Annotated in this window: 25 protein-coding genes; 23 read left to right on the top strand and 2 right to left on the bottom strand. The window is 64.3% G+C overall.

The window, feature by feature from the left end; translation table 11 throughout:
- The first annotated feature begins 196 nt into the window (after window positions 1-196).
- Entirely contained in the window at window positions 197-1,474 is a 1,278-nt protein-coding gene (locus tag FJ988_RS01270) for a 4-aminobutyrate--2-oxoglutarate transaminase (protein WP_140814930.1), read from the top strand.
- Here FJ988_RS01270 and FJ988_RS01265 read toward each other — a convergent pair.
- Entirely contained in the window at window positions 1,471-2,724 is a 1,254-nt protein-coding gene (locus FJ988_RS01265; protein ID WP_140814929.1) for an NAD(P)/FAD-dependent oxidoreductase, read from the bottom strand. The genes FJ988_RS01270 and FJ988_RS01265 overlap by 4 nt on opposite strands.
- Window positions 2,725-3,261: 537 nt before the next feature.
- Between FJ988_RS01265 and FJ988_RS01260 the strand changes: the two genes are divergently transcribed.
- The 20 genes from FJ988_RS01260 (at window position 3,262) to FJ988_RS01165 (ending at window position 21,796) form a co-directional block, all read left to right on the top strand.
- Window positions 3,262-4,551 (top strand): imelysin family protein, encoded by a 1,290-nt coding sequence (locus FJ988_RS01260; RefSeq protein ID WP_140814928.1) that lies wholly within the window; start codon window positions 3,262-3,264, stop codon window positions 4,549-4,551.
- A 62-nt stretch (window positions 4,552-4,613) separates the two neighbouring features.
- A complete protein-coding gene (locus FJ988_RS01255) occupies window positions 4,614-4,925 on the top strand; it encodes a (2Fe-2S)-binding protein (protein ID WP_140814927.1) in 312 nt (103 codons plus the stop codon).
- Window positions 4,891-5,376, top strand: coding sequence for a bacterioferritin (gene bfr / locus FJ988_RS01250; protein WP_140814926.1), 486 nt, complete (start codon window positions 4,891-4,893; stop codon window positions 5,374-5,376). Before FJ988_RS01255 ends, bfr begins: the two co-directional genes overlap by 35 nt.
- Before the next feature lie 12 nt (window positions 5,377-5,388).
- Entirely contained in the window at window positions 5,389-6,984 is a 1,596-nt protein-coding gene (locus FJ988_RS01245; RefSeq protein ID WP_140814925.1) for a di-heme oxidoredictase family protein, read from the top strand.
- Between the two features lie 20 nt (window positions 6,985-7,004).
- Window positions 7,005-8,078 (top strand): imelysin family protein, encoded by a 1,074-nt coding sequence (locus FJ988_RS01240; RefSeq protein WP_140815328.1) that lies wholly within the window; start codon window positions 7,005-7,007, stop codon window positions 8,076-8,078.
- 437 nt (window positions 8,079-8,515) lie between these two features.
- Window positions 8,516-9,622, top strand: coding sequence for a DUF1513 domain-containing protein (locus tag FJ988_RS01235; protein ID WP_140814924.1), 1,107 nt, complete (start codon window positions 8,516-8,518; stop codon window positions 9,620-9,622).
- A 140-nt stretch (window positions 9,623-9,762) separates the two neighbouring features.
- Window positions 9,763-10,455, top strand: a complete 693-nt coding sequence (gene tsaB, locus FJ988_RS01230; protein ID WP_140814922.1) for a tRNA (adenosine(37)-N6)-threonylcarbamoyltransferase complex dimerization subunit type 1 TsaB — start codon at window positions 9,763-9,765, stop codon at window positions 10,453-10,455.
- Entirely contained in the window at window positions 10,455-10,949 is a 495-nt protein-coding gene (gene rimI / locus FJ988_RS01225) for a ribosomal protein S18-alanine N-acetyltransferase (RefSeq protein ID WP_140814921.1), read from the top strand. The genes tsaB and rimI overlap by 1 nt, the downstream gene beginning before the upstream one ends.
- Window positions 10,950-10,974: 25 nt before the next feature.
- Complete coding sequence (locus FJ988_RS01220; protein ID WP_140814919.1) at window positions 10,975-11,775, top strand: 1-acyl-sn-glycerol-3-phosphate acyltransferase; 801 nt, start codon at window positions 10,975-10,977, stop codon at window positions 11,773-11,775.
- Window positions 11,776-11,827: 52 nt separating this feature from the next.
- Window positions 11,828-13,237 carry a tRNA (N6-isopentenyl adenosine(37)-C2)-methylthiotransferase MiaB gene (gene miaB / locus FJ988_RS01215; RefSeq protein WP_140814917.1) on the top strand — a complete coding sequence of 470 codons (1,410 nt, stop codon included), beginning with the start codon at window positions 11,828-11,830 and terminating at the stop codon, window positions 13,235-13,237.
- A 137-nt stretch (window positions 13,238-13,374) separates the two neighbouring features.
- Complete coding sequence (locus FJ988_RS01210; protein ID WP_246688418.1) at window positions 13,375-14,367, top strand: PhoH family protein; 993 nt, start codon at window positions 13,375-13,377, stop codon at window positions 14,365-14,367.
- Window positions 14,368-14,377: 10 nt separating this feature from the next.
- Window positions 14,378-14,875, top strand: coding sequence for an rRNA maturation RNase YbeY (gene ybeY, locus FJ988_RS01205; RefSeq protein ID WP_140814914.1), 498 nt, complete (start codon window positions 14,378-14,380; stop codon window positions 14,873-14,875).
- A 27-nt stretch (window positions 14,876-14,902) separates the two neighbouring features.
- The gene (locus tag FJ988_RS01200; RefSeq protein ID WP_140814912.1) at window positions 14,903-16,021 is read left to right on the top strand and encodes a hemolysin family protein; all 1,119 of its coding nucleotides are present in this window, start codon (window positions 14,903-14,905) and stop codon (window positions 16,019-16,021) included.
- Window positions 16,022-16,033: 12 nt separating this feature from the next.
- A complete protein-coding gene (locus tag FJ988_RS01195; protein ID WP_140814910.1) occupies window positions 16,034-16,504 on the top strand; it encodes a VOC family protein in 471 nt (156 codons plus the stop codon).
- 97 nt (window positions 16,505-16,601) lie between these two features.
- Entirely contained in the window at window positions 16,602-18,194 is a 1,593-nt protein-coding gene (gene lnt, locus FJ988_RS01190; protein WP_140814908.1) for an apolipoprotein N-acyltransferase, read from the top strand.
- 140 nt (window positions 18,195-18,334) lie between these two features.
- Window positions 18,335-18,757, top strand: coding sequence for a helix-turn-helix domain-containing protein (locus FJ988_RS01185; protein ID WP_140814906.1), 423 nt, complete (start codon window positions 18,335-18,337; stop codon window positions 18,755-18,757).
- Between the two features lie 165 nt (window positions 18,758-18,922).
- Window positions 18,923-20,188 (top strand): methionine adenosyltransferase, encoded by a 1,266-nt coding sequence (metK, locus tag FJ988_RS01180; protein ID WP_140814904.1) that lies wholly within the window; start codon window positions 18,923-18,925, stop codon window positions 20,186-20,188.
- On the top strand, window positions 20,185-20,895 hold the full coding sequence (locus tag FJ988_RS01175; RefSeq protein ID WP_140815327.1) for a tRNA (guanosine(46)-N(7))-methyltransferase TrmB: 711 nt from the start codon (window positions 20,185-20,187) through the stop codon (window positions 20,893-20,895). Before metK ends, FJ988_RS01175 begins: the two co-directional genes overlap by 4 nt.
- 88 nt (window positions 20,896-20,983) lie before the next feature.
- Window positions 20,984-21,283 (top strand): DUF1778 domain-containing protein, encoded by a 300-nt coding sequence (locus FJ988_RS01170; RefSeq protein WP_140814903.1) that lies wholly within the window; start codon window positions 20,984-20,986, stop codon window positions 21,281-21,283.
- A gap of 3 nt (window positions 21,284-21,286) precedes the next feature.
- Window positions 21,287-21,796, top strand: coding sequence for a GNAT family N-acetyltransferase (locus FJ988_RS01165; RefSeq protein ID WP_140814901.1), 510 nt, complete (start codon window positions 21,287-21,289; stop codon window positions 21,794-21,796).
- 19 nt (window positions 21,797-21,815) lie between these two features.
- Here FJ988_RS01165 and FJ988_RS30720 read toward each other — a convergent pair whose 3' ends face one another.
- Window positions 21,816-21,956, bottom strand: a complete 141-nt coding sequence (locus FJ988_RS30720; RefSeq protein WP_181183408.1) for a hypothetical protein — start codon at window positions 21,954-21,956, stop codon at window positions 21,816-21,818.
- A 244-nt stretch (window positions 21,957-22,200) separates the two neighbouring features.
- Here FJ988_RS30720 and FJ988_RS01160 point away from each other — a divergent pair, with 244 nt between their 5' ends.
- Window positions 22,201-22,446, top strand: a complete 246-nt coding sequence (locus FJ988_RS01160; RefSeq protein WP_140814900.1) for a CopG family ribbon-helix-helix protein — start codon at window positions 22,201-22,203, stop codon at window positions 22,444-22,446.
- Window positions 22,443-22,730, top strand: a complete 288-nt coding sequence (locus FJ988_RS01155; RefSeq protein ID WP_140814898.1) for a type II toxin-antitoxin system RelE/ParE family toxin — start codon at window positions 22,443-22,445, stop codon at window positions 22,728-22,730. Before FJ988_RS01160 ends, FJ988_RS01155 begins: the two co-directional genes overlap by 4 nt.
- Window positions 22,731-22,837: the final 107 nt, after the last annotated feature.

Here is a 22,837-nt window from a genome sequence, read left to right as displayed (position 1 = left end):
GGATGAGGCAAGGATAATCGATCCCGGCGAAAAGGAAACCGTTCTCGCACGCGTGCCGCTCTGCTGGTTAAGATCGTTCCGCGCCATCCGGCAGGCCCAATCGACTGGGCCATGGTGCCGACTTGAGCAAAACGTGAAATAAGGTCAGAAGACAAGTGATCAAACGGAACGGGCCCTGCGCCCGATGAGGGATGAGATGAAGAATTCAGCGATTTCCGAACGCAAGAACCAGTCGATCTCGCGTGGCGTCGGCATGACGACGCAGATCTATGCCGATCGCGCCGAGAATTCGGAAATCTGGGATGTCGAGGGGCGCCGCTACATTGACTTTTCGTCCGGCATCGCCGTCGTCAACACCGGCCATCGCCACCCCAAGGTGATCGAGGCGGTCAAGGCGCAGCTCGACCGCTTCACCCACACCTGCCATCAGGTCGTGCCCTATGAAAGCTATGTGCGGCTGGCCGAGCGCCTGAACGGCATGCTGCCCGGCAAGTTCGAGAAGAAGACCGTCTTCGTCACCACCGGCGCCGAGGCGGTCGAGAACGCGATCAAGATCGCCCGCAACGCCACCGGCCGCCAGGCGGTCATCGCCTTTTCCGGCGGCTTCCACGGCCGCACCTTCATGGGCATGGCGCTGACCGGCAAGGTCGTGCCCTACAAGGTCGGCTTCGGCGCCATGCCTGGCGACGTCTTCCACGCGCCGTTCCCGGTCGCCCTGCATGGCGTTTCGGTCGCCGACTCGCTCGCCGCGCTCGACAAGCTGTTCAAGGCCGATGTCGATCCGAACCGCGTCGCCGCCATCATCGTCGAGCCGGTGCAGGGCGAGGGCGGTTTCTACGAGGCGCCGCGCGATTTCATGGCGGCCCTGCGCAAGATCTGCGACCAATATGGCATCCTGCTCGTCGCCGACGAGGTGCAGACCGGCTTTGCCCGTACCGGCAAGATGTTCGCCATGGACCATCATGACGTGGCGCCCGACCTCACCACCATGGCCAAGAGCCTTGCCGGCGGCTTCCCGCTGTCGGCCGTCACCGGCCGCGCCGAGATCATGGATGCGCCCGGCCCCGGCGGCCTCGGCGGCACCTATGGCGGCAGCCCGATCGGCGTCGCCGCCGCGCACGCCGTGCTCGACGTCATCGAGGAGGAAAAGCTCTGCGACCGCGCCAATACGCTGGGCGCCAGGCTGAAGCAGCGGCTGGAATCGCTGCGCGACGACGTGCCGGAGATCGTCGACATCCGCGGCCCGGGCTTCATGAACGCCGTCGAGTTCAACGATGTGAAGAAGAGCCTGCCGTCGGCCGAGTTCGCCAATGCGGTCAGGCTGAAGGCGCTCGACAAGGGCCTGATCCTGCTCACCTGCGGCGTCTACGGCAACGTCATCCGCTTCCTGTCGCCGATCACCATCCAGGACGGCGTCATGAATGAGGCGCTGGATATCCTGGAGACCTCGATCCGCGACGCGCGGGCGGCTTAACCAGCGGCTCTTACCGGCTCGCTTTCACTGAAGGCTGCAAGCGCCGCCTTCAGCGCATCCGGCCCGCCCGCTGCCGTTTCCGGCGCCGGCGAGAATCCGGCGCCGAGCATCTTGCGGCCGAGCATGTGGTCGGCCGGGCGGTTGACGGATTCGATGCCGAGCAGCCGGTTGCCGGCATAGTGGTAGATCGAGAACTTGTTCTCGGCGGGATCGCCGAGCACCACATGGTGATCGCCGCCTTGCGTCAGGCCGACCATCTGCAGCTTCATGTCGCCGATATCCGACCAGAACCACGGCACGGCCGCAAAAGGCTCGGCATGGCCGAGGATGGTGCGCGCGGCCAGCCGCGCCTGGTCGGTGGCATTCTGCACCGATTCCAGCCGCACGTCGCCGCCGGTGAACCAATGGCGGTAGGAAGCCGCGTCGCCGATGGCGAGGATTTCGGGAATGGAGCTCCGCATATGCTGGTCGACACGGATGCCGTTGGCAATCGCGATACCGGCGGCTTCCGCCAGTTCGACATTCGGCACCACGCCGATGCCGATGATCACCATCTGCGCCGGCAGGCGTTCGCCGGTGGAGGTGATCGCGGCCGAGACACGGCCGTTTTCGCCCTCCAGGCGGGCGACCGTGGTGCCGGTCAGGATGCGCACGCCGATCGCCTCCAGGCGCTGGCGCACATGCGCGGCGATGACCGGCGCGACGGCGCGGCCGAGCAGCCGGTCCACGGCCTCGACGACGGTGACGTTGCGGCCGGCGGCCCTCAAGGTCGCCGCGATCTCCAGACCGATGAAGCCGCCGCCGAGGATGACGACATCCTCGGTCTGTGCGCTGAGCTCGCGGATAAGCCGTGCGTCGGCGATCGAGCGCAGCGAGACCACGCCGGCAAGGTCGGTGCCGTCGAGCTTGAGCAAGCGCGGCCGCGATCCGGTCGCCAGGATCAGCCGGTCGAAGCCGAGCGTTGCGCCGCCGGCGATGGTCAACCGGCCCGCGCGGGCGTCGATGCCGTCGATCCACACGCCCGGGCGGTAGTCTATGGCGTTGCCGGTATAAAAAGCCTCGCCGCGCAACGGTTGCGGCTTGGCTTCGGCATCCTTGATGAAGGTCTTGGACAAAGGCGGCTTGTGATAGGGCAGTTCCTGCTCGTCGCCGATCAACACGACGGGGCCGTCATAGCCCTCCTCGCGCAGGCTGGCGGCTGCCTGCACGCCGGCATGACCGGCACCGACAATCACAACCCCGTTCGTCATCGCAATCCTTTTTTGCTTAGAGCCGGATGATTTCAGGTCGGTTCGACCTGAAATCTGAATCCGTCTCTAGATCAAAGAGATAGAGCATGGTGTCGTCCAAAAAACCGCCTCACACTTTTCGGCATCATGCTCTAGAAATCTAGGCTCTTGCGCGAGATGGCGATTGTCTGCCGCCGCCGCAAGGACCGTTGCCCGGGTCGCACCCAGGATGGCCGCCTGTCAACCGTAGCACCATGGGAAGCAGCAGCTCTAAAGTTGATAGTTGTAGTTTAGAATAATTCTAAACTGTTGTTTCAATTGAATTTTCTCGGCCGTACCAGTTGACTTCCGGCCCCTCCATCGCTTTATGGAGAGCTGCGCGCAAAGCGCATTCCTTTGATGTCTGGGCCTTGAACCCTTTCGATTGGAGGCAAGTGGATGACTTTTTATCGCGAACCGCGCATCGGCGCGGCCACCATTTTTTCTGGCATGTTCATGCCTCGGCGCCGGTGGACGCATGCGCCTTTTGTTGAATTTCCAAGGAACTGGAGAAAGATAATGACGGCACGTAATGGCAGCAGGCTGGCTGCGATCTGCGCCACGGCTGCACTGACGGCGGCGGTTTTCGTGTTGCCGGCGAAAGCCGAGACCGACGCCAAGGCAGTGATCAAGACCTATGCCGATATCGCGCTGGCCAAATATGAGGATTCGCTGACCACGGCGCAGGCCCTGGACAAGGCGGTCGACGCGCTCATCGCCAGCCCCTCGGCCGACACATTGAGCGCCGCGCGCGAGGCGTGGAAGGCAGCGCGCATCCCCTACCAGCAAACTGAGGTCTATCGCTTCGGCAACAAGATCGTCGACGACTGGGAAGGCAAGGTGAATTCCTGGCCGCTGGACGAAGGGCTGATCGACTATGTCGCCAAGAGCTACGGCACCGAGTCCGACGAGAACGCGCTCTATACGGCCAATGTCATTGCCAACAAGGAAATCGAGATCAACGGCAAGAAGGTCGATGCCTCGAAGCTGACGCCGGAATTCCTGTCGGGCACGCTGCAGGGGGCCGGCGGCGTCGAGGCCAATGTCGCGACCGGCTATCACGCCATCGAATTCCTGCTCTGGGGCCAGGATCTGCACGGCACCGGTCCGGGCGCCGGCGAGCGGCCCTACACCGACTACGACCTCAAGAACTGCACCAACGGCAATTGCGACCGCCGCGCCGAATATCTTAAGTCGGCGAGCGATCTCCTGGTCTCCGACCTGCAGGAAATGGTCGGCAACTGGAAGGAAGACGGCGCTGCGCGCAAGGCCCTCACCGATGGCGAGCCGAACACCGCCATCTCCACCATCTTCACCGGCATGGGCTCGCTGTCCTATGGCGAACTGGCAGGCGAGCGCATGAAGCTCGGCCTTCTGCTGCATGATCCGGAAGAGGAGCATGACTGCTTCTCCGACAACACCTATATCTCGCATCTCTATGACGCGATCGGCATCCGCGCTGCCTACGTTGCCAGCTATACGCGCCTCGACGGCACCGTCGTTGCGGGTCCGTCGGTGCACGACATGGTCAAGGCCGCCGATCCGGCGATCGACAAGGAACTGTCGGACAAGCTCGATGTCTCCGTCGCCAAGATGGAAGCCATCAAGGCGCGCGCGCTGGCCGGCGAGGCCTATGACCAGCAGATCGCCGAGGGCAACACTGAAGGCAACGCCACGGTGCAGGCGGCGATCGACGCGCTGGTCGACCAGACCAAGTCGATCGAGCGCGCCGTCGGCACGCTGAAGCTCAACGCCATCGCCTTCGAAGGCTCCGATAGCCTCGACGCGCCCGACAAGGTGTTCAAATAGGCCGTAGAGCCCAATACCAAGCCAAGCGGCGCCGGACCGGCGCCGCCAGCCAGAGCAAGCAAATGCTGATCTGCCATTGCAACATCATTACCGAAAAGGAGATCGAGCAGACGATCGTCGGCCTGCTGGATGAAGATCCATGGCAGCTGATCGTGCCCGCGAAGGTCTATCATGCGATGCGCAAGCGTGGTCGCTGTTGCGGCTGCTTCCCAAATGTGGTGGAAACGATCATTCGGGTCACCGAGAACTACCACGCGCGCTCAGAGGTGGGCGACGTGGACATCGTTTCACACCTGGACCGCGTGAGAGGTTTGCGCGTCCAATACGGGAGCAGAACCCATGAAAGGCGAACCGCAGATCATCGAGCGGCTTAACGAAGCTCTGTTTCTGGAGCTTGGAGCCGTCAACCAGTACTGGGTGCACTATCGCCTGCTCGAGGACTGGGGCTACACCAAGCTGGCCAAGAAGGAGCGGGCCGAATCGATCGAGGAGATGCATCACGCCGACCGGCTGATCGCCCGCATCATCTTCCTCGAAGGTCATCCGAACCTGCAGTCCGTGGCGCCGCTGCGCATCGGCCAGAACGTCAAGGAAGTGCTGGAATCCGATCTTGCCGGCGAATATGACGCCCGCACCGCCTACAAGCGCTCGCGCGAGATCTGCCACGACGCCGGCGATTTCGTTTCGATGAAGCTGTTCGAGGAGCTTTTGACCGACGAGGAAGGCCATATCGATTTCCTGGAGACGCAACTCGACCTGCTTGCCTCGATCGGCGAGGAAAAGTACGGCCAGCTCAACGCCGACTCGGCCAACGAGGCGGAGTAAGGACATGCGGGCATGCGGCGCCCCGTAGATTTTTCGCGCCGCAAGCGGGCCGCAACTGGCGGCCTGCCATCCCTGAAGAGCCCGCGATCCAGGATCTGTCGCGGGGCTTCGCTTTTTCTGGCGATCGCACTTTCCACGCCCGCTTGGGCCGGCGATCCCCCCGGGCTGCCGACCAGCCGCACCGATCTGACGCCGAAAGACCAGGCGCGGGTGTTGGCCGTCACCAAGCCAACGAGCGACTTCACCAAGCCCGAACCGTTCGAGCTGATGCAGGGCGGCGCAAGCACCTCGCGCAAGGAGGTCAACCGCGATGCCTTCTCGCAGTCCTCGGCAAACATCACTTTCGAGGAAGAGGGCACCTTCAAGCTCGGCAATGCGCTGTTCCGCAAGAACTGGGTGTCGTCGCCGTCCTCGACCCAGGCCTCCGACGGCCTCGGCCCGCTGTTCAACGAGCGCGCCTGCCAGAACTGCCATCTGAAGGACGGCCGCGGACGTCCGCCGGAAGGATCCGGCACCACCTCGATGTTCCTGCGGCTCGCGCGTGACGCAAGCAGCGCCGAGGAAAAGGCGGCACTCGACGACCACCAGGCGTTGAACTTCCCCGATCCGGTCTACGGCACGCAGCTGCAGGAACTGGCGGTTCCCGGCCTCAAGGGCGAAGGCCGCATGCGCGTCGACTATTCCGAAGAGAAGGTGACGCTTGGCGACGGCACAGTCGCCTCGCTGCGCAAGCCAACCTATTCCGTCGAAAATCCCGGCTACGGCCCGCTCGATCCGCGCACCACGCTGTCGCCTCGGCTGACGCCGCCGATGATCGGGCTAGGCCTGATCGAGCAGATCGCGCCGGCTGATATCCTGGCTCATGCCGATCCGGACGACCGCGACGGCGATGGTATTTCGGGCAGGCCCAACATCGTGCGCGACGAGCTGAGCGGCAAGGTGACGCTCGGCCGCTTCGGCTGGAAGGCGCAGACCGCCTCGATCCGCCAGCAGGCGGCCGACGCCTTTGCCGGCGACATCGGCATCTCGACGCCGGAAATGCCGAAGCACTGGGGCGACTGCACGGAGGCCGAGAAGGCGTGCCTTTCCCTGCCGAACGGCGTGCAGCAGCGCCTCGGCGCGGCGGAAGCACCGCCGCCGGTGATGGACCTCGTCACCTTCTATTCGCAGAACCTGGCCGTGCCGGCGCGCCGCGACCTCGACAAGCCGGATGTCCTTGCCGGCAAGAAGCAGTTTTACGCAATGGGCTGCATTGCCTGCCACACGCCGAAATTCGTCACCCTGCGCGGCACGCCCAATAAGGCACAGGCCTTCCAATTGATCTGGCCTTATTCCGACTTCCTGCTGCACGATATGGGAGAAGGGCTGGCTGACGGGCAACGGGTCGGTGAAGCCACGGGCAGCGAATGGCGCACGCCGCCGCTCTGGGGCATCGGGCTGACCGCGACGGTCAACGGCAACACATTCTACCTGCATGACGGACGTGCCCGCACGCTTGCCGAGGCAATCCTGTGGCATGGCGGCGAGGGCCGGAAGGCGCGCGACCGCTTCGTCGGCGCCGCCGCGGCCGACCGTGACGCGCTGATCAAATTCCTGGAGTCTCTTTGATGTCGAAACGCGTCCCTCTGATGTCGAAACGCCTGGCCCTTGCTCTTCCGCTTATGCTCGCTGCCGTCCTGCCGGCGTCGGCGGCGGTGAAAGCCTCCGATGTCATCGGCCGCGCCATCGACGGTTTCGTCCGCCCGGCCTATGCCGCCCTCGACGACCATGCTGCCGGCCTGACCAAGGCGATGCACCAGCTCTGCGAGACGCCTTCCGAGCAGAACCTCGAGGCGGCGCGTTCCGAATTTTCCGGCACGGTCGAGGCCTGGTCGGTCGCCGAGATCATCGCCTTCGGCCCGATCAAGGAGAACAACCGGCTGGAGCGCATGCTCTATTGGCCGGACCGCAAGAGCATCGGCCTGCGCCAGGTACAGGCCGCGCTCGCCGCGAAGGATCCGGCAACGGCCGATCCGGCGCAGTTGGCGCAAAAGAGCGTCGCCATGCAGGGGTTTGGCGCGCTCGAATATGTGCTTTACGGCGACGGCGCGGAGACGCTCGCCAAAAAGGACGATCCCTATCGCTGCGCCTATGGCGCGGCGGTGGCCGGCAACATCGAGACGATCGCCGCCGAGGTGCGCGACGCCTGGCAAAAGCCGGACGGTTTTGCATCGCTCTGGGCCAATCCCGGTCCGAACAACCCGCTCTATCGCGACGGCACCGAAGCGGTGACGGAGCTGGTCGGCGTCTTCATCAACGAGCTGGAAATGATCCGCGACGTACGCCTCAAGGGGTTTCTCGGCGCGAAGCCCGATGCTGATAAGCCGAAGCAGGCGATCTACTGGCGTTCGCAGAACACCAGCGCGTCGCTGGCCGGCAATCTGTCCGGCATCGACCAACTGTTCCAGGCCTCAAAGCTTGGCGACGCGCTGCCCGCCGACGCTCGGTGGATGGCCGAATCCATCCACATCCAGCTCGCCAACGGCGTGGCAACGGCGAAATCGGTCGACGGCCCGATCGACAGGGCGCTCGCCGACCCGGCGCTGCGCGACAAGCTCGAGCATTTCGCGCTGATCACCTCCAGCCTCTCGACCCTGATCGGCACCAGATTGACCGCCGAGTTCGGCTTGACCGCCGGCTTTTCCTCGCTGGATGGGGACTGAGCGATGATCGCGGAAAAGGGGCGGGTTTTGAAGGATCATTCCTGGCGGAGAGGTTTTCGTCATTCGAACATTGCTGCTTTGGGGGACCGCCTGCTTTCGAGGTTGGCCGAGACACCCCTCCCATCGTCATCCACGGGCGGAGCAAGGAGCGTAGCGACGCAGCGCAGACCCGAGGATCCATTCCGTGACATCAAAGCGGTGCAACGGTGCAGAATTCTGCTCCGTTGCGCCCTCCGGCGAAGGTCACGGCATGGATCCTTGGGTCTCCGCGACGGAGCTGCGCTCCTGCTTCGCCCAAGGATGACGAAGTTCTGGTGGCTTCCGCCAACCGCCAACGTCCGCGATCACCCACCCCAACTGTCGGTAGGTGCCTGTTCGTTCCGACCCGTCGGAATTGCCGTGTCTTGCAACGAGCCAACGCAAGAGAGGGCCATCTCTTGAAGACGCCCCTCATCGATCGCCGCGATTTCCTGCGCGCCGCTGGCGCCGGCTTCGCCTCCGCCATGGCGCCGCGCACCTGGGCGGACACGCTTGCGACCGACGCGATCTTCGCCACGGCCTTCGTCAAACGCGACGGCGGCTTCGGCGCCGCGGTGCTTTCTGAAGCGGGCAAGATCCTGCACACGATCGATCTGCCGGATCGCGGCCATGACGTCACCTTCGATCCGGTGTCGAAACGTTCGGTCGTCTTTGCCCGCCAGCCAGGCACTTTCGCTGTCGTCTTCGACCATGCCGGGCGCGACAAGCCATTGACCATCGCCAGCATCGCTGGCCGGCATTTCTTCGGCCATGGCGTGTTCTCGCCCGACGGCGCCCTGCTCTATGCGACCGAGAACGACTTCGACAATGCCGCCGGTGTCGTCGGAATCTATGATGCGCGCTCGAAATTCAACCGCATCGGCGAGTTCCCGACCTATGGCATGGGGCCGCACGAGCTGCTCCTGCTCGGCGATGGCCGCACGCTGGCGATCGCCAATGGCGGCATCGAAACCCATCCTGATTTCGGCCGCGCCGAGCTCAACATCGCGACCATGAAGCCGTCCTACACGCTGGTCGACCGCATCACCGGCGACCTGATCGAGAAGCACGAATTGCCGCCGGCGCTGCACCAGCTGTCGATCCGCCACATGGACCGCGACCGGGCCGGCACCGTCTGGTTCGGCTGCCAGTACCGGGGACCGGCGACCGACCGACCGGCGCTGGTCGGGCGCGCCACGCGCGGCAAGGAGCTCGAACTGCTGGAGCTACCGCAGGACGTGCTCTCCGGCTTCCGTAACTATATCGGCTCGGTCGCCGCCAATGCCGCGACCGGCACCGTTGCGGTCACCTCGCCGGAGGGCAATTCTTTCGCCGTGATCGATGCCGCCAGCGGCCGTGTCGTCGCAACAAAATCGCTGGTCGAAGTCTGCGGTCTCGCGCCCGACGGCCCCGGCTTCATGGCGACCACGGGCGCCGGCCAGATCGTCGGCGACGCCGGCGTGACGCGTTCCGAGCCCGACTATGTCTGGGACAATCACATGCTGCGCATCGCCGCCTCAGCCTGACGTTCTGCCTGATCGGCAGTGTTGCGCGGAACCGAAGCCGCTTAACTTTTTGCGTGCTGGCCCTTGCGGCGGCGGGCCATGCCGGGCAGAGGGAATTGTGTTTCGATCCAGCTCGTTAACGGCCATATGAAGCTGCCCGTATGAATATCCTTGCCATCGACTGCGCCGCCAGTCTCTGCGCCGCCTGCGTCTATGACGCGGACGCCGGCAAGGAGCTCGGCCGGCAGGTGCTCGACCTCGGCAAGGGGCATGCCGAACATCTGATGGCCGTCATCGAGGCGGCTCTTGCCCATGGCGGGCTTGCCTATCGCGATCTCGGCGCGATCGCCGTCTCGATCGGCCCGGGCTCCTTCACCGGCCTTCGCGTCGGCGTCTCGACGGCGCGCGGCCTGGCACTTGCGCTGAAGATCCCGGCGATCGGTGTGACGACGCTGGAAGCGCTGGCGGCCGAGGCCGCCACAAACTTTCCGGGCCGTACGGTGCTCGCAGCGCTCGATGCCGGCCGCGAGGAAATCCATGCGGCGCTCTACGATAAAGCGTTAGCGTTGACTTACGGACCGGCCGTGACGGATCTTACCGAGGCCACGGCCATCGCGCAGCGCGAAGACCCTGTCCTTGCCGGCACGGCCGCGCCGCAAATCACCACGTCGTCGGCACGCGCCTTCGACACCGGGCCGGTCGGCGCGACCGCCGACATCGCCACCTATGCCAGGCTGGCTGCCGCCAGGCGGTCCGGCGACAGGCCGAAACCGCTCTATCTGCGCGGCGCCGATGCCAAGCCGCAGGCCGGCTTCATCCTGCCGAGACAGGACCCGGGAGAGAAAAAACCCTGATGCGGATACCTTTCTTCCAACCGCGCCGCAGGGACTATGCGCTCGAACCGCTGACCGTTGCGGACAGTGCCGCCGTTTCGGCCTTGCATGAGGAAGATTTCGTTCGGCCCTGGACCGACAGCGAGTTCGCGGCGCTGCTCGAGCAGGACACCGTGTTCGGCTACGCCGCCCGCGAGACCGGGCAGGGCGCAAAACCGCCGGTCGGCTTCGTGCTGGCGCGGCTTGCGGCCGGCGAGGGCGAAATCCTGACCGTGGCGGTCGCCCGCTCGCATCGCCGCCAGGGGCTCGGCTGGCAGTTGATGGACGCGGTGTTGCGCGAACTGCATGCGCAGCGCGCCGAGGCGCTTTTCCTCGAGGTCGACGAGACCAACGCGCCGGCCATCGCACTTTACCGCCGGCTCGGCTTCAACCAGGTCGGCCACAGGCTGAACTATTACCGCTCGACCGAGCACGGTCCGACCGGCGCGCTTGTCATGCGCCGCGATCTTCGCTAGCGACAGGCCGGTTAGGGCGGAGCGAATGATCAAGAAATTGCGGATTTTCCTGGCGTTCGCCTATGTCGTCGTCTGCTCGCTGGTGCTGGTGCCGCTGCAGATCCTGTCGATGAAGACCGGGCTGTGGCCCGAAACTTTCATCCTGAAAATCTGGCACAGCATGATCCTGAGGGCGCTGGGGATGCGCGTGCATGTCAAGGGCACGCTGGCCAAGGACCGGCCGCTGCTGGTCGCCGCCAACCACATTTCCTGGACCGACATCATGGTGCTCGGCTCCTTCGTCGATGTTAAATTCATCGCCAGGGCCGACATGGAGGGCTGGCCGCTGATAGGCATGCTGTCCAAGCTGCAGCGCACCGTTTTCATCGAGCGCGAGCGCAAGCGCACCTCCGGCGACCAGGCGAGCGAGATCGCCAGGCGCATGGCCAAGGGCGACGCCATGGTGCTGTTCGCGGAGGGCTCGACCGCTGACGGCAATATTGTGCTGCCGTTCAAGAGCACTTTGTTCGGCGCCGCTTCAATGGCGATCTCGGAAGGCGCGGCGGACAAAGTCTTCATCCAGCCGGTGGCGATCGCTTACACGCGGCTCCACGGCGTGCCGATGGGCCGGCGCCACCGGCCGATTTCAGCCTGGATCGGCGACCAGGATCTGATGCCGCATCTGAAAACCCTGCTTGCCGAAGGCGCACTCGACGCCGAGGTGCATTTCGGCGAGCCGGTGGCGTTCTCCAAGGGCTCGAACCGCAAGGAAACGGCAAGGCTGATGGAAGTCCGGGTACGCGACATGATGCAGGCCGCCCTCGCCGACCCGGCGCCTAGCCGATAGCTCAGCCAGAATCGTCTGTTTTTTGTCACCAAAAGGCGGTAGAAGCCGCCCGATGGAACTGAACACGATTGAAAGCCACGACATCGGCATTGCGGCCGAGCCTTCGGCAGGCACTGGCCCGACGGCGAAAAAGGTCTTCGTAAAGACCTATGGCTGCCAGATGAATGTCTACGATTCCCAGCGCATGACCGATGCGCTGGCCGCCGACGGCTATGTCGCCACCGACGCCGTCGAGGACGCCGATCTGGTGCTGCTCAACACCTGCCATATCCGCGAGAAGGCGGCCGAAAAGGTCTATTCCGAGCTCGGCCGCATTCGCGACATGAAGGCCGAGCGCGCCGAGGCCGGCCGCGAGCTTCTGATCGGCGTTGCCGGTTGCGTGGCCCAGGCCGAGGGCGCCGAGATCATCCGCCGCTCGCCTGCGGTCGATCTGGTTATCGGTCCACAGACCTATCACCGGCTTCCCGATGTTCTGGCGCGCGTTCGCGGCGGCAAGAAGGTCGTCGAGACCGAATACGCCATCGAGGACAAGTTCGAGCATCTGCCGCAGCCCAAGCGCGCCGAACTGGCAAAACGCGGCGTCACCGCTTTCCTGACGGTCCAGGAAGGCTGCGACAAGTTCTGCACCTTTTGCGTCGTGCCTTATACGCGCGGCTCCGAAGTGTCGCGCCCTGTGGCGCAGATCGTTGCCGAGGCCGAGCGCCTTGCTGAGGCCGGCGTGCGCGAAGTGACGCTGCTTGGCCAGAACGTCAACGCTTGGCACGGTCTGGGCGAGAACGGCGAGGAATGGGGCCTCGGCCGCCTGCTGTTCCGCCTGGCGGAAATCCCTGGCCTGGCGCGGCTGCGTTACACCACCAGCCATCCGCGCGACATGGATGAGGAACTTATCGCCGCGCATCGCGACCTGCCGGCGCTGATGCCCTATCTGCATCTGCCGGTGCAGTCCGGCTCCGATCGCATTCTCAAGGCAATGAACCGCCGGCATACGGCGCGCGATTATCTGGCGCTGATCGAGCGCATCCGCGCCGCCCGGACCGATATCGCCATGTCCGGCGACTTCATCGTCGGTTTCCCCGGCGAGACCGATGCCGACTTCGAGGCCACGCTGGAGCTTGTGCGCGAGGTGAACTATGCCTCGGCCTTCTCGTTCAAATATTCGCCGCGTCCCGGCACGCCGGGCGCCGAAATGGATGGCCATGTCGCGGAAGCGGTGAAGGACGAGCGGCTGCAGCGGCTTCAAGGATTGCTCCTTAAGCAGCAGCAGGATTTCGGCTTGAGCCTGGTCGGCAAGACCATCGATACGCTGATCGAGAAGCCTGGCCGGCAGGCCGGCCAGAAAGTTGGCCGTTCGCCCTGGCTGCAGCCGGTTATTGTTGACGACAAGGCCGGCGGAATCGGTGACATTATCGACGTACGAATCACAAGGACCGGCTACAACAGCCTGTTCGCCGAGTTGGTCTGATGCATGTCGCTGGAAATGTGCCCGCGGTTTTGGGACAACGAGATGCATAGCCACAAGCCTCGGCAGATGAGGAGAGACGGTTGAGCGCTGCTGAACTGAAGAATCCGCCCCAGAACCAGGCGTCCGGGGCTTCCGACATGGCGCACATCGTACTGACCTTCGACAACAACAAGCTTGCCAGCTCGCTCTACGGCCAGTTCGACGAGAACCTGGCCCGGCTCGAGCAGAAGCTCGGCGTCGACATCCGCTCGCGCGGCAACCAGCTGACGATCAAGGGCTCGGCGACTGCCGCAGAACAGGCGCGCCGCGCGTTGGACAGCCTCTACGGCATCCTGCAGAAGGGCGCCGATATCGGCCAGTCGGACGTCGACGGCGCGGTCCGCATGGCGATCGCCGCCGACGACCAGCTGACCCTGCCGACCATGGAGCGCAAGGGCAAGGTCTCGGCGGCGCAGATCGCGACGCGCAAGAAGACGATCTATGCCCGCTCGCTCAACCAGGACGCCTATATGCGGGCGCTGGAACGCTCCGAGATGGTGTTCGGCATCGGTCCCGCCGGCACCGGCAAGACCTATCTGGCGGTGGCGCATGCGGCGATGCTGCTCGAGCGCGGCATGGTCGAGCGCATCATCCTGTCGCGCCCGGCCGTCGAGGCCGGCGAGCGGCTGGGCTTCCTGCCCGGCGACATGAAGGAGAAAGTCGACCCGTATCTGCGGCCCCTCTACGACGCGCTCTACGACATGATGCCGGCCGACAAGGTCGAGCGCGCGATCGCCGCCGAGGTGATCGAGATCGCGCCTTTGGCCTTCATGCGCGGCCGTACGCTCGCGCATGCGGCGGTGATCCTCGACGAGGCGCAGAACACCACGCCGATGCAGATGAAGATGTTCCTGACCCGTCTCGGCGAGAACTCGCGCATGATCGTCACCGGTGATCCGACGCAGATCGACCTGCCGCCCAACACCAAGTCGGGCCTGGTCGAAGCGCTGCGCGTGCTCGACGGCGTGCCCGGCATCGTCACCGTCCGCTTCAACGAGGGCGACGTGGTCCGCCACCCGCTGGTCGCCGAGATCGTCAAGGCCTATGACCGCGACGGCAAGCTCTCCAGGGGCCTCGGCGCCGAAAGCTGATCAAAGCTAGATGGCTGAAATTCCAGGATTCAGCGGCCAAACGCCGGTCGATATCGATATTTTTGTCGAGGCCGGCGATTGGCCGGCGGAAGCCGAGCTGGCGCGTCTGGTCGATGGCGCCGTCGCCGCTGCTTTCGCCGAAAGCGACGTGAACGGCGCTTCCGAGCTCAGCATCGTTTTTTCCGACGACGCCCATATCCGCACGCTCAATGCCGAATGGCGGGGCAAGGACAAGCCCACCAACGTCTTGTCTTTCCCGGCTTTTTCCTTCGCCGAGGGCGATCCGCTGCCGCCGATGCTTGGCGACATCGTGCTGGCTTCCGAGACGGTGGCGCGCGAGGCGGCACTGGAAGACAAGCCGATTGTGAACCATATCACCCATCTCGTCATCCATGGCCTGCTACATCTCCTGGGTCATGATCACGAGACCGACGCTGAGGCCGAGGAGATGGAAGCGATCGAGCGCAGGGCGCTCGCAAGGCTTGCCATTCCCGATCCCTACGCGTAACAAAAAAGCTCAATTGACCTGATGGCGATGAACGACAAACCAGAAACTGCCGCCCGTCCGGACGCCGGCAGTGCGGCCCAGCCTTCCGAAAAGTCGGAAGAGGGTTCGAGTCCGAGTATTCCGACCGGCAGCGCGGCCGCTGATGCGCCGCATGCCGGTCCTTCCCCTGTCGCCGGTTCAGTTGCCGCCGGCCCCTCCCTTGTCGAACGCGTGCTCGGCCTGTTTAGGCACCGCAACGGCACCAATCTGCGCGAGGAGATCGCCGGCGCGCTGGCCGAGACGGCGAGCGACGTGGAATCCTTCTCGCCCGGCGAACGCGCCATGCTCAACAACATCCTGCGCCTGCGCGAAGTGCGCGTCGAGGATGTGATGGTGCCGCGCGCCGATATCGAGGCTGTCGAGATCAACACCAAGCTCGGCGATCTGCTTGGCCTGTTCGAGGAGTCCGGCCATTCGCGCATGCCGGTCTATTCCGAGACGCTCGACGATCCGCGCGGCATGGTCCACATCCGCGACGTGCTCGCCCACATCACCAAGCTCGCCCGCGTCAAGAAGGGCCGCGCCAGGGCGAAGACGCCGGCAACCCCGGCTCTGGCGGCGCTCGATCTCGCCCAGGTCGATCTTGCGCGCACCATCGGCGACCTCAACCTGATCCGACCGGTGCTGTTCGTCCCGCCGTCCATGCTCGCCTCCGACCTGATGGGCCGCATGCAGACCAACCGCACCCAGATGGCGCTGGTCATCGACGAATATGGCGGCACCGACGGCCTTGCCTCGCTGGAAGACATCGTCGAGATGGTCGTCGGCGACATCGAGGACGAGCATGACGACGACGAGCCGATGATCACCCAGACCGGCGACGGCGTGTTCGTCGTCGACGGAAAGGCCGAGATCGACGAGGTCGCCAAGATGATCGGCGAGGATTTCGCCGCCGGCGAGCATGGCGAATATGTCGACACCATTGGCGGCATGATCTTCAACACGCTGGGCCGGGTGCCTGCCCGCGGCGAAGTGGTGCAGGCCATCCCGGGCTTCGAATTCCACGTGCTCGACGCCGACCCGCGCCGCGTCAAGCGCGTGCGCATCGTGCAGAGCCAGAAGGGCGAGCGCCAGCGCCGCCGCGCCGCGCGCACCGAGCAGGCCTGAGATCGCGGACCGATGGCGGTCGACGATCCGTTCAAGCATGCCGTTCTCGGTTCCGGCGTCTTCTATCAGGATCCACGCGCAGCCCTGACTTGGCTCCAGGCGGCCTTCGGCTTCGAGCCGAGCATGCTGGTCAGCGACGCGGGCGGGCGGCTCGTCCATGCCGAAATGCGCTTCGGCGACGGCTACATCATCGTCGATTCCGAATGGGCCGATCACATCGCCAGTCCTGCCTCGATCGGCGGCAGAAACACCCAGGCCGTCTATATCCGCCTGAAGGATGGCATCGACGCCCATTGCGAGCAGGCGAGGGCGGCAGGCGCGGAAATCGTCCAGGAGCCCGCCGATCAGTTCTACGGGGAGCGGCAATACCGCGCCCGCGATCCGGAAGGCCATGTCTGGACCTTCAGCCAGACTATCGGCGTGGTGTCGAACGAAGAGGCCGAACGGCTAAGCGGCCTCCGCATCGAAGGCTGGCATCGATAGCGCAGCCGTGAATTAGATACCGCTCATCCGGGTTTGGAGCAGGCGGCGCGGCCTGTTAAATCTTGGGCTCCCTGATTCGCGCGACTTGGGAAGCTGAATGCAGCGCTTGGCCGGCCGGATAATTCTGCTTTGGGGGTGGCGGCGGGCGCTGGTGGCGTTTGTCGCCGGCGCGTTCGCCGTTCTCGCCCAGGCGCCTTACGACTTCTTCGCCGTCGGCTTCGTCTCGTTTCCGGTCCTGGTCTGGCTGCTCGACGGCGCCACAGGCGAAGCGTCCGACGGCTGGCTGAGACGCCTGAAGCCGGCTTTCGCCACCGGCTGGTGGTTCGGTTTCGGCTATTTTCTCGCCGGTCTCTGGTGGATCGGCCAGGCATTTCTGGTCGAGGCCGATACGTTCGCCTGGGCGCTTCCCTTCGCCGTCGTCGGAATTCCCTTCGCGCTCGCCTTCTTCTACGGCTTCGCCACCGTCGCGGCACGACTTTTCTGGAGCAACGACATCGGCCGGATCGCCGCTCTTGCCTTCGGTTTCGGCCTCGCCGAATGGCTGCGCGAGTTCCTATTCAGCGGCTTTCCGTGGAATGCCGTCGGCTACGCTGCGATGCCCGTGCCGCTCCTGATGCAGAGCGTGTCGGTGACCGGCATGATCGGCATGAACGCGCTCGCGGTCTTCGTCTTTTCGCTGCCGGCGCTTCTTGCCGCGCGGCGCCATCTCAGGCTCGGCCTCGCTCTGTTCGTCATCCTGGTGGTTGGTCATGTCGGCTTCGGCTATTTCCGGCTCGCCATGCCCGCCGAGCCCGCCAAGCGTTCGATCGACGTTCGCATCGTGCAGCCGGCAGTCGACCTCGGCGAGAAATGGGACGCTTCCGTGCGCGATCGCATCTTCGCAACTTTGCTGGGAATGTCCGGGAAGGCGCCGGAAGAGGGCCACGCCAAGCCGCAGCTCATCGTCTGGCCCGAAACCTCGGTGCCGTTCCTGTTCACCGAACGTCCCGAAGCGCTGACGGCGCTGGGCGACATGCTCGGCGACGGCCAGATGCTGATCGCCGGCATCGTGCGCGAGGAGGGTGGCGCGGTCGCCAATGCCGACAGCCGCTATTACAATTCCGTGGTGGCGATCAACGACAAGGGTGAGATCGTCGACGCCGTCGACAAGGTGCATCTGGTGCCGTTCGGTGAATATCTGCCTCTCGCCGAGTTGTTCGAACGGTTGGGAGTCGGGCAACTCGTCGCCGGGCCGATGAACTTTGCCGCCGGCAACGAGCGTCATCCGCTGATGCTGCCGGACGGTCTGCGCGCCGTTCCGTTCATCTGCTACGAGGTCATCTTTCCCGACCTCGTAGCTGTTGACGCAGCGTCATCCGACCTTATTGTGAATGTCACCAACGACGCCTGGTTTGGCGACACGCCGGGCCCGTACCAGCACTTCCGGCAGGCGCAGATACGCGCCGTGGAGAATGGCATGCCTCTGTTGCGTGCGGCTAACAATGGCATTTCCGCCGTCGTCGATTCACGGGGGCGCATAGTCGATGCGCTGGCCGTCAACGCGCGTGGCGCCATCGATGCGCATGTTCCGGTTTCCGGCCACGCCCTGCTCTCGGCCGGCCAGCGGCGCATTAACGGATTGCTGATCATGTTGGCGTTTGCGCTGGTGGCCTTCACGTTGAATGTAAGGCAACGGCTACGGGTGAATTGACAGTCGGCACATTAGAAACTCATACTGTAAAGCCTAAAATTTTCTCGAAGTCGGTTGGGGGTTCTGTTGGGGCAGGTGGCTCCGGCTTCATTTGGGCGGAACAAAAATAGAAAAAGCCGGAAAAATTCGGCGAGGAAAAAATGACAGAAGAGAACAAGAAGAAGCCGAATCCGATCGACATCCATGTCGGGAGTCGCATTCGGCTGCGTCGTAATATGCTTGGAATGAGCCAGGAAAAGCTGGGCGAAAATCTCGGCATTACCTTCCAGCAGATCCAGAAGTATGAAAAGGGGACGAACAGGGTCGGTGCCAGCCGTTTGCAGGCGATCGCCTCCATCCTGAGCGTTCCCGTCGCCTTCTTCTTCGAGGATGCTCCGGGCGAGGACGCCGGCGGCGGCAATCGAGGATTTGCCGAAGATTCTTCCATGGCGTTCGCCATCGAATTCTGTGGCAGCCCGGAAGGACTTCAGCTCAACCGCGCCTTCGTCAAGATAGCCGACGTCAAGGTGCGGCGCAGGATCATCGACCTGGTGAAGGCGCTCGCCGCCGACGACGCCGATTGATTTTTCGCCTGTGGCACCGGTGGCGCCCTGTCGCCGGTGGCACAAGCCGATCTTGTCGACATTCATGCCAGAACCGACGCGCCGCTTGACGAGCGGCGCCCGGCACCGCTAACACGTGGCGCGCCAAAATCGGCAGCCTGCCGATCTTTTCAAGAGGGGACACCCGTGACGCGGCAGAATTATCTCTTCACCTCGGAATCCGTCTCCGAGGGTCATCCCGACAAAGTCTGCGACCGTATCTCGGACGAGATAGTCGATCTGGTTTATCGTGAAGCCAAGAAGACGGGCATGGACCCATGGAAGGTTCGCGTCGCCTGCGAGACGCTGGCCACCACCAACCGCGTCGTCATTGCCGGCGAGGTCCGCGTTCCCGAAACGCTTTTGAAGAAGGACAAGGCGGGCAAGATCCTGCATGACGCGTCCGGCCATCCCGTCGTCAACCCGGCCAAGTTCAAGTCGGTCGCCCGCAAGGCGATCCGCGAGATCGGCTACGAGCAGTCCGGCTTCCACTGGAAGACGGCCAAGATCGACGTGCTGCTGCACGGCCAGTCGCCGGACATCGGCCAGGGCGTCGACAACGCCGCCGACCGCCAGGGCGAAGAAGGTGCCGGCGACCAGGGCATCATGTTCGGCTACGCCTGCCGCGAGACGCCGGACCTGATGCCGGCGCCGATCTACTACAGCCACAAGATTCTGGAACTGCTGGCTGCCGCGCGCCATGAAGGCGATGGCGAGGCCGGCAAGCTCGGCCCGGATGCCAAGAGCCAGGTCACTGTGCGCTATGCCGACGGCAAGGCCGCGGAAGTCACCCAGATCGTGCTCTCCACCCAGCACCTCGATTCGAGCTGGGATTCCAAGAAGGTCCGCAAGGTCGTCGAACCTTACATCCGCGAGGCGCTGGGCGACTTGAAGATCGCCGACGACTGCAACTGGTATATCAACCCGACCGGCAAGTTCGTCATCGGCGGCCCGGACGGCGACGCCGGCCTCACCGGCCGCAAGATCATCGTCGACACCTATGGTGGCGCCGCGCCGCATGGCGGCGGCGCTTTCTCCGGCAAGGACACCACCAAGGTCGACCGTTCGGCGGCCTATGCGGCGCGCTACCTCGCCAAGAACGTCGTGGCGGCCAAGCTTGCCGACCGCTGTACCATCCAGCTCTCCTACGCCATCGGCGTTGCCCAGCCGCTGTCGGTCTATGTCGACCTGCACGGCACCGGCAAGGTCGAGGAAGCGAGGCTGGAAGAGGCGCTGCGCAAGGTGATGGACCTGTCGCCGTCAGGCATCCGTCGCCATCTCGACTTGAACAAGCCGATCTACGCGAAGACCTCGTCCTACGGCCATTTCGGCCGCAAGGCCGGCCGCGACGGGTCTTTCTCGTGGGAAAAGACCGATCTCGCCAAGGCGCTCAAGGACGCCGTCGCCGCCTGACGCCAGCCGACTTCAAAGATCGCCCGAGCCGCGCGACCGAGGGTTTCTTCGGCCGCCGGCACGGCAAGACGATCCGGCCGCAGCAGGCGGCCGCCCTCGAAAGCGGCCTGCGCGCCCACCGGATCGATCTGACGGCCCAGCCGCCCGCGGAGCTCGCCACGCTGTTCAAGGCGGACGTCTCGGCGCTCCAGCTCGAAATCGGCTTCGGCGGCGGCGAGCATCTCTTGCATCGCGCGGCCGAATCGCCGGCCACCGGCTTCATCGGCGTCGAGCCTTTCGTCAACGGCATGGCCAAGATGATGACGGCGCTGAGCAAGGCGCCGCTCGCCAATCTGAAAGTCTATGACGACGACGCCACGCGCCTGCTCGACTGGCTGCCGCCGGCTTCGCTCGACGGCATCGACCTGCTTTATCCCGACCCCTGGCCGAAGAAGAAGCACTGGAAGCGGCGTTTCGTCGGCCCGGCCAATCTAGGCCGCTTCGCCCGCGTCCTCAAAGCCGGCGGCAGGTTCCGCTTTGCTTCCGACATCGACAGCTATGTCAACTGGACGCTGCTTGCCTGCCGCGCCCACGGCGGCTTCGAATGGCAGGCGCGCGACGCCGCCGACTGGCATCGCCCCTATGCCGGCTGGCCCGGCACCCGCTACGAGGCAAAGGCCATCCGCGAAGGGCGCCGGCCGGCCTACCTGACGTTCATCCGGAAATAGGGGCGCGGGTGCGGTCGAACCGGGGCGGATCGCTTCACGTATTGCATTTTGCGCTACAAGTCGCCATATTGACGGCGAGGAGACGATCATGGCCGCCAAGGTTGAACGCAAGGAATACCCGATCTCGATGCGCCTGCCGGAAGCGGACGTGGCGATGATCGATCGCGCCGCCAGCCTCCGCGGCCGGTCCCGGACCGACTTCGTGCGCGACGCCGCCGTGCGCGCGGCCGAGGATGTGTTGATGGATAGCCGCCTTATCCGCATGAGCCCGGAAGGGTTCGCGGAGTTCATGGAGGTTCTATCGGCCCCGGCCGCTTCGGTTCCCGACATGGTGGAATTGGCAAAGCGGCGTGCGCCATGGGAACCTGGCTACACGGCGAAGCGCTAGTCCGTGGCCTTATCGGCTCCCGAACCGCTTACCGCGCTCCACGACGTTTCCGGATTTTCCTGCGGCAAACCTGTGCTGGATCACTGGCTGAAGACCCGCGCGCTCTCCAACCAAGAAAAGGGCTTCACGGCCGTTCTCGTCGTCCATGACGCGGGCCGCGTGGTCGGATATTCTGGCCTAGCGCCGACGGCTGTCGTGCCGTCGATCCTGCCTCGGTCGATCCGCACCGGCCAACCTCCGGATCCGGTGCCCTGTCTTCTGCTCGGCCAGCTTGCCACCGACGCCCAATGGAGCGGGCGCGGCATTGGTGTTGGCTTGGTGAAGCACGCGCTTCAGCGCTGCGTCCAGGCTGCGGAACTGATTGGCGGACGCGCGCTCATGGTCAATGCAATCGATGATGAAGCCGCGCAATTCTGGCAGCGGCGGGGATTTCTCCCCACCAGGGAAGACCCGCTTCTGTTGTTCCGTTCGATCGCGGCAATTGCCGCGTCGCTCATGGAAGCCGAGAAATAAGGCGCCGTTCGAGACCGCTCTAGAATCGGCCGATCCTGTCGAAGGCGGCCGGATCGATGCCGAGCTTCTTCAAGTCGTTCCGGCGCGGCTTGCGTCCCGCCTCGACAGCCCGCGCCGCGGCTGCCGCGCTGCCGAACGTGCTGAAAAAGTCGCCGATCACGAAAAACAATCCACGGTCCATTGCAATCACTTGTCGCACGCCACCGCGCGCGTCCTTTCTCTTTTGCGTCGCATCATAGGTGGGTGTGACATGCGAAGATTCACAGGGCCATCGCCAACATGGCCGCTATGCGTCTTGCGCAATGCAATTGTCGTTCAAGGCAGCGCCAGGAGAAGAAGGTCACATGGTTGACGAACCAGATTGGTTCCACCACATTCAACATGAACCAGAATGGAGACGCCCTATGGCCGCCTTTACCGTACGCCTCTCCGATGAGGCGGCGGCCAAGCTTGACCGCTTGGCCGGGAAAGTAGACCGCTCCCGTTCCTATGTCGCGGCTCAGGCGATCGAGGACTATATCGCCAGGGAGGAGTGGCAGCTTGCCGAGATCGAGGCCGGGTTGGCCGAGGCTGACCAAGGGAAGTTTGCCAGCGAGAAAGAGCTGGCCGACGTGGTAGCGAAATACGTCAGGCCATCTCTCGGACGATGAACCGGGTCCGCTGGACAAATCGTGCCCTGCGGCGGCTCGATCAGATTGGCGCCTATATCGAAAAGGATAATCCTGCCGCGGCCGCGCGGGTCGTTGCCCGCCTTGTTTCTGCTGCGGACAATCTTGCCGAGCATCCGGCGATGGGCCGCGTCGGGCGAATAAGAGGTACGCGGGAACTGGTTTTGGCGGACATCCCCTACCTTATTCCTTATCGGGTCGTCGGCCGCGAGATCGAGATCATCACCGTGATGCATGCGGCTCAGAAATGGCCGCGGCAGCTGTGAGCACCAGCCCTCGGGGTCGACACTGCATCCAGGCTTGAAACGCCGTCGCGGATCGTCTATATCAGCCTCAAATTCTTGGTCGGTATGACGAAGAGTGGGTCCTCCCG

It is taken from the genome of Mesorhizobium sp. CU3, assembly GCF_006442965.1.
Classification (GTDB): Bacteria; Pseudomonadota; Alphaproteobacteria; order Rhizobiales; family Rhizobiaceae; genus Mesorhizobium.
The sequence above is the reverse complement of the archived record's forward strand: the minus strand, read 5'-3'. Positions and strand labels throughout refer to the sequence as shown.

Coding starts and splice junctions, on each gene's coding strand:
- FJ988_RS01195 (WP_140814910.1), top strand. CDS start 16,034: ATGGCGGTCGACGATCCGTTCAAGCATGCCGTTCTCGGTTCCGGCGTC.
- lnt (WP_140814908.1), top strand. CDS start 16,602: ATGCAGCGCTTGGCCGGCCGGATAATTCTGCTTTGGGGGTGGCGGCGG.
- rimI (WP_140814921.1), top strand. CDS start 10,455: ATGCGGATACCTTTCTTCCAACCGCGCCGCAGGGACTATGCGCTCGAA.
- FJ988_RS01170 (WP_140814903.1), top strand. CDS start 20,984: ATGGCCGCCAAGGTTGAACGCAAGGAATACCCGATCTCGATGCGCCTG.
- FJ988_RS01265 (WP_140814929.1), bottom strand. CDS start 2,724: ATGACGAACGGGGTTGTGATTGTCGGTGCCGGTCATGCCGGCGTGCAG.
- FJ988_RS01255 (WP_140814927.1), top strand. CDS start 4,614: ATGCTGATCTGCCATTGCAACATCATTACCGAAAAGGAGATCGAGCAG.
- bfr (WP_140814926.1), top strand. CDS start 4,891: ATGAAAGGCGAACCGCAGATCATCGAGCGGCTTAACGAAGCTCTGTTT.
- FJ988_RS01270 (WP_140814930.1), top strand. CDS start 197: ATGAAGAATTCAGCGATTTCCGAACGCAAGAACCAGTCGATCTCGCGT.
- ybeY (WP_140814914.1), top strand. CDS start 14,378: ATGGCTGAAATTCCAGGATTCAGCGGCCAAACGCCGGTCGATATCGAT.
- FJ988_RS01155 (WP_140814898.1), top strand. CDS start 22,443: ATGAACCGGGTCCGCTGGACAAATCGTGCCCTGCGGCGGCTCGATCAG.
- FJ988_RS01200 (WP_140814912.1), top strand. CDS start 14,903: ATGAACGACAAACCAGAAACTGCCGCCCGTCCGGACGCCGGCAGTGCG.
- FJ988_RS01240 (WP_140815328.1), top strand. CDS start 7,005: ATGTCGAAACGCCTGGCCCTTGCTCTTCCGCTTATGCTCGCTGCCGTC.
- FJ988_RS01245 (WP_140814925.1), top strand. CDS start 5,389: ATGCGGCGCCCCGTAGATTTTTCGCGCCGCAAGCGGGCCGCAACTGGC.
- FJ988_RS01210 (WP_246688418.1), top strand. CDS start 13,375: ATGGCGCACATCGTACTGACCTTCGACAACAACAAGCTTGCCAGCTCG.
- FJ988_RS01160 (WP_140814900.1), top strand. CDS start 22,201: ATGGCCGCCTTTACCGTACGCCTCTCCGATGAGGCGGCGGCCAAGCTT.
- tsaB (WP_140814922.1), top strand. CDS start 9,763: ATGAATATCCTTGCCATCGACTGCGCCGCCAGTCTCTGCGCCGCCTGC.
- FJ988_RS01260 (WP_140814928.1), top strand. CDS start 3,262: ATGACGGCACGTAATGGCAGCAGGCTGGCTGCGATCTGCGCCACGGCT.
- FJ988_RS01220 (WP_140814919.1), top strand. CDS start 10,975: ATGATCAAGAAATTGCGGATTTTCCTGGCGTTCGCCTATGTCGTCGTC.
- miaB (WP_140814917.1), top strand. CDS start 11,828: ATGGAACTGAACACGATTGAAAGCCACGACATCGGCATTGCGGCCGAG.
- FJ988_RS01185 (WP_140814906.1), top strand. CDS start 18,335: ATGACAGAAGAGAACAAGAAGAAGCCGAATCCGATCGACATCCATGTC.